Source organism: Streptomyces sp. TRM64462, assembly GCF_013362995.1.
Taxonomy (GTDB): Bacteria; Actinomycetota; Actinomycetes; order Streptomycetales; family Streptomycetaceae; genus Streptomyces.
On record NZ_JABWDV010000144.1, the window covers coordinates 1 to 4700 of the forward strand.

Annotated in this window: 5 protein-coding genes; 1 reads left to right on the forward strand and 4 read right to left on the reverse strand. The window is 75.7% G+C overall.

Annotated features, from left to right (window positions below; translation table 11 throughout):
• From HTZ82_RS06635 to HTZ82_RS06650, 4 genes are all read right to left on the reverse strand, one after another.
• The coding region (locus tag HTZ82_RS06635; protein ID WP_217623744.1) for an MFS transporter at window positions 1–567 on the reverse strand (567 nt) is incomplete at its 3' end.
• A 5-nt stretch (window positions 568–572) separates the two neighbouring features.
• Entirely contained in the window at window positions 573–1673 is a 1101-nt protein-coding gene (locus HTZ82_RS06640; protein WP_175408347.1) for a PLP-dependent cysteine synthase family protein, read from the reverse strand.
• Window positions 1674–1751: 78 nt separating this feature from the next.
• A complete protein-coding gene (locus tag HTZ82_RS06645) occupies window positions 1752–2141 on the reverse strand; it encodes a hypothetical protein (RefSeq protein WP_175408348.1) in 390 nt (129 codons plus the stop codon).
• Window positions 2142–2225: 84 nt separating this feature from the next.
• On the reverse strand, window positions 2226–2696 hold the full coding sequence (locus HTZ82_RS06650) for a hypothetical protein (protein ID WP_175408349.1): 471 nt from the start codon (window positions 2694–2696) through the stop codon (window positions 2226–2228).
• Between the two features lie 199 nt (window positions 2697–2895).
• Here HTZ82_RS06650 and HTZ82_RS06655 point away from each other — a divergent pair, with 199 nt between their 5' ends.
• Window positions 2896–4296: an NAD(P)/FAD-dependent oxidoreductase gene (locus HTZ82_RS06655; RefSeq protein ID WP_175408350.1), complete on the forward strand. Its 1401-nt coding sequence runs from the start codon at window positions 2896–2898 to the stop codon at window positions 4294–4296.
• The last annotated feature ends 404 nt before the right edge of the window (window positions 4297–4700 follow it).

Sequence of the window (4700 nt, forward strand, 5' to 3'; positions counted from 1 at the left end):
GCCGCCCGCCGCGGGCAGCGCCCGCACCTGTACGACGCTCAGCACCGCGAACACCGCCGCCGCCACCAGACACGTGGCCCGGAAGTCCACCGCCGTCAGCACGAGCCCGGCCAGCGGCCCGAGCAGGATGCCCGCCTGGTAGAAGACGTTGAACAGCGCGAACGCCTCCACGCGCCGCTCGCCCGCGTCCCGCGCCAGATAGGCCCGCACAGCGGGGTTGAACAGCGCCCCCGCCAGGCCCGTCGCCGCCGAGGCGACGATCAGCGCCGGCAGCGAACCGACCAGTCCCAGCGCCGCGAAGCCCACCGTGCGCAGCACGCACCCGGCCACGATCAGCGGCTTGTACCCGAAACGGTCCGCCAGCGCGCCGCCCACCAGGAACATGCCCTGCTGCGTGAAGTTGCGGACCCCGAGGACCAGCCCGACGAGCCACGCCGTCAGGCCCAGCGTCCCGGACAGATGCGCCGCCAGGTACGGCATCAGCATGTAGAAGCCCAGGTTGATGGTGAACTGGTTCACCATCAGGAGCTGGACGCTCCGCTCGTACGAACGGAACTGCGCGAGCATGCCCTTCACCGGGAGGCCCCCTCGCCCGCCAGCGGGTCCACGACCCGGGTGCACCGGGTCCACCGCTCGACCTCCTTGTCGGCGGGGCAGCCGATCTCGTCGGGCTCCGCCGCCGGTGCGGCGCCCGGTTCCAGGAGGCCGTGCGCCGCGCAGTACGTGTCGTCGTACACCGTGCCGAGGTAGCGCTGCGGCCCGTCCGGGAACACCGCGGCGATCCGCGTGTCGGCCGGCAGCGTACGGGCCAGCCAGCCCGCGACCAGCGCGACCGCGCCCACGCTCCAGCCGCCGGTCGCGTAGTGCGAGGACGCGAGCCGGCGGCACGTCCACACCGCCTCGGCCGGCGCCACCCAGTGCACCTCGTCGAACGTCCCGTACGCGACGTTGCGCGGGTAGATGCTCGATCCCAGGCCGCGCATCAGCCGGGGCCGGGCGGGCTGGCCGAAGATGGTCGACCCGACGGTGTCGACGCCCACGACCCGCAGTTCCGGGTAGAGCTGCCGCAGCACCCGGGACACCCCGGCCGAGTGGCCGCCCGTGCCGACGCTGCACACCAGGACGTCGATGTGGTGGAGCTGCGCGGCCAGTTCGAGGGCGAGCGGCGTGTACGCGGTGGTGTTGTCGGGGTTGTTGTACTGGTCCGGGCACCAGGCGCCCTCGTACCGGCCGAGCAGTTCGGCCACCCTGTCGCGGCGGGCCTGCTGCCAGCCGCCCTCCGGGTGCGGCTCGCCGACCGTCTCGACCTCGGCGCCGTACGCCGTGAGCAGCCGGCCCATGGACGGTTCCAGGCCCGGGTCGGTGACCAGGGTGACGGGGTGCCCGTGGACCATGCCGGCCAGGGCGAGGCCGAGCCCGAGGGTGCCGCTGGTCGACTCGACGATCCGGGCGCCGGGCCGCAGTTCGCCGCGCGACCGGGCCCGCTCCACCATGTGCAGGCCCGGCCGGTCCTTGATGCCGCCCGGGTTGAAGCCCTCCAGCTTCGCCCAGAAGCCGCGGCCCTCCGGTGCGAGGGGCTCCGACACGCGCAGGACGGGCGTGTTGCCGACGAGCCCGGAGAGCGTGGACCGGGCGGGAGTGGCGTCGGTGGTGATGAGTGAACGCGTCTGCATTCCGTTGTTCCGTTTCTTGTCAGGGGATGGCGCACAGGGGTACGGCGGTGCCGGGCAGGAGGCCCGGCAGCGGGCCGCCTATATGCGCCACCGGCAGCTGACGAGGAGCGGATCCAGGGCCGCCGCGCCCGGCCCGGGCGTGCGGCCGATCGCGCCCGGCCGGTGGCCGGTTCCCGCGGGTACGGAGGCGGGGACGGCCCCGGCCCGCTCGGGGCCGTCCTGCGGCACCTGGCGCGGGGCGCGCTGGTCGCCGGGGCGGCCCGCCTCGCCCTGCCGCGTGTCGCAGGACGGCGACGTGTCGCCGTGCGCCGCGGCGGCCACATGGGCGGGGCCGGACGACGGAAGGGCGGGCTCCGCGCACCCGAGCAGCAGCAGCGCGAGCGCGCTCAGCGCGACGGCGAGGCATGGGACGAGACGGCGAAGGAACGACGTATGGGTGTACGGATACAGATACGGATACGACGGCACAGGGACTCCGCACGGCTGTACTGGCAGCGGTAGTGGGGCCGTCGGGCGGCAGCACCGTCGGCCGGCGGGAGTGGACCGCCGGTTCTAGATGCGCAGGGCCGTGACGCGGGGTGGTGGCGCCGTGTCGGCGCGGGCGGCGGATGGCGCGCAGGCCGCGGGGCCGGGCCGGGGGGCGTCCGCGGACGAGCCGGTGCCGGGTGCGGCGGGGCCCGGGGAACCGAGGGCGGGCCCGTCCTCCGGCTGGCCGGACAGGCACACGCCGCCGGGGTGTGCGGTGTGCTCGTCGGGGTCCTGCGGCTGCGGCCGGTGTTCCGGGGCCGGTACGTGCGGGGCGAGCGCCCCCGTGTGCTCCGCGGTCGCCACTGTGGCGAGGGCCGCCGTGCCGACGTCGACGTGCCCGGTGCCGCTCTCCACGCCGAGCCCGTGCATCCAGAACACCGCGAGCAGCAGCGCGACCGGCCACCACGGCGTGCCCGCCGCCGCACCCGCGTGCCGGCGGGCACGCCGGACGCGGACGCCGGGGCGTACGCCGAAGAGTGACCGGGTCGTGACCATGTCGTGATGCTAGCGGCATCCCGTGCGCGTGCGGCGGGGACCCCCCGAAGACGGCCGGAACCGATCGCTCCACGAACTGCGGCCACCAACTGTGAGCGCGCTCACCGAACCCGCCGTCCGAACGCGTAACGATCAGGAGAACGGGAACTCCGGCCGGAGGCCGCGGCCGGACGAGCCGAGGCCGAGGAGGTGTGCCCCCATGGCGGACCGGACACCGCACCAGCAGGGCGGCGACGCCCCGTACACCGCAGATGTCGTCGTGATCGGCATGGGCGTGGGCGGCGAGCACGTCGCCGGACGGCTCGCCGAGGCCGGGACCGACGTCGTGGGCGTCGAGGCCGAACTGGTCGGCGGCGAGTGCGCGTACTGGGCCTGCATCCCCAGCAAGATGATGATCCGCGCCGCCGACCTGCTGGCCGAGGCCCGGCGGGTCCCGGGCATGGCCGGGCGCACGGAGGTCACCGCCGACTACACGCCCGTCGCGGCGCGCATCCGCGACGAGGCCACCGACGACTGGGACGACAAGGTCGCCGTGGACAGGTTCACCGGCAAGGGCGGCCGGTTCGTACGGGGCCGGGCGCGGCTCACGGCCCCCGGCCGCGTCGAGGTCGACGGGCGCGAGGTCACCGCACGCCGGGGCGTGGTCCTCGCGACGGGCAGCCGCCCGCAGATCCCGCCCGTACCGGGCCTGGAGACCGTGCCGTACTGGACGAACCGGGACGCGGTCGCCGCCAAGGAGGCCCCGGCGTCGCTCCTCGTCCTGGGCGGTGGCGCGGTCGGCGCCGAACTGGCGCAGGCCTTCGCCCGGTTCGGTACGGCCGTGACGGTCGTCGAGGCGGCACCGCGGCTGCTGCCGGCGGAGGAGCCCGAGTCGGGCGAGCTGATCGCGGAGGTGTTCGGCGCGGAGGGCATCACGGTACGGACCGGGGCGCGGGCCACCGGGGTGCGGTACGCGGCCGACACGTTCCGCCTCACGCTGGAGGACGGCGAGGAGCTGGCGGCGCAGCGGCTGCTCGTGTCGACCGGGCGGCGCCCCGACCTCACGGGTCTCGGCGTCGAGCACATCGGTCTCGACCCGGAGGCGCGGTCCCTGGAGACCGACGGGCGGATGCGGGTCACGGACGGTGTGTGGGCGATCGGGGACGTGACAGGGCGCGGCGCGTTCACGCACGTGGCGATGTACCAGGGCGAGATCGCCGCCCGCGACATCCTCGGCGAACACGGCCCGGAGGCCGACTACCGGGCCCTGCCCCGCGTCACGTTCACGGACCCGGAGGTCGGGTCGGTGGGGCTGGGCGAGCAGGCGGCCCGGGAGCGCGGCATCGCCGTCCGTACGGGCGTGGCGCGCGTCCCGTCGTCGACACGCGGCTGGATCCACAAGGCGGGCAACGAGGGCTTCGTCAAGCTGGTCGCGGACGCCGGGCGCGGCGTCCTGGTCGGCGCCACGTCCGCGGGCCCGACGGGCGGTGAGGTGCTGTACGGCCTGGCGGTCGCCGTACACGCCGACGTCCCGGTCGACCGGCTGCGGAACATGATGTTCGCGTACCCGACCTTCCACCGCGCCGTGGAGGACGCCCTGCGGGACATGGACGCCGGCTGACGCCCCGTTGACACGGCTGCCGGGGGCGTCGACGGTGGGTGGGCGGTGCGGAGGGGCACTGGGGAGCGCGCAGGACTGGGGGAGCGATGAGCGACGTCTGGGGAAGACCACCGGAGGACGGCCGGGGCGCGGGCGAGGACGGCCGGGGCGTGGGCCAGGGCGCGGGCCCGGACGGCCAGGGTGTGGGGCAGGCTGGGCATGGCGCGCGCCCGGACGGTCAGGGCGCGGGCTGGGGCGGCCAAGGCGGGCAGCCCGGAGCAGCTGATCCGGGCGGATTAGGCGGGCAGCCCGGGCAGCCCGGCGAAGCTGGGCAGAGTGGGCAGGCCGGGCAGCCCGGCGAGGCCGTGCCGAGCGGAGGCGGCGCGCCCGGCGGTTCCGGGGTGTACGGCGCACCCGGCGGCAGC

Bases quoted from the DNA above. Each gene is read 5' to 3' on its own strand.
- HTZ82_RS06640 (WP_175408347.1), bottom strand. From the start codon at position 1,673: ATGCAGACGCGTTCACTCATCACCACCGACGCCACTCCCGCCCGGTCC.
- HTZ82_RS06650 (WP_175408349.1), bottom strand. From the start codon at position 2,696: ATGGTCACGACCCGGTCACTCTTCGGCGTACGCCCCGGCGTCCGCGTC.
- HTZ82_RS06655 (WP_175408350.1), top strand. From the start codon at position 2,896: ATGGCGGACCGGACACCGCACCAGCAGGGCGGCGACGCCCCGTACACC.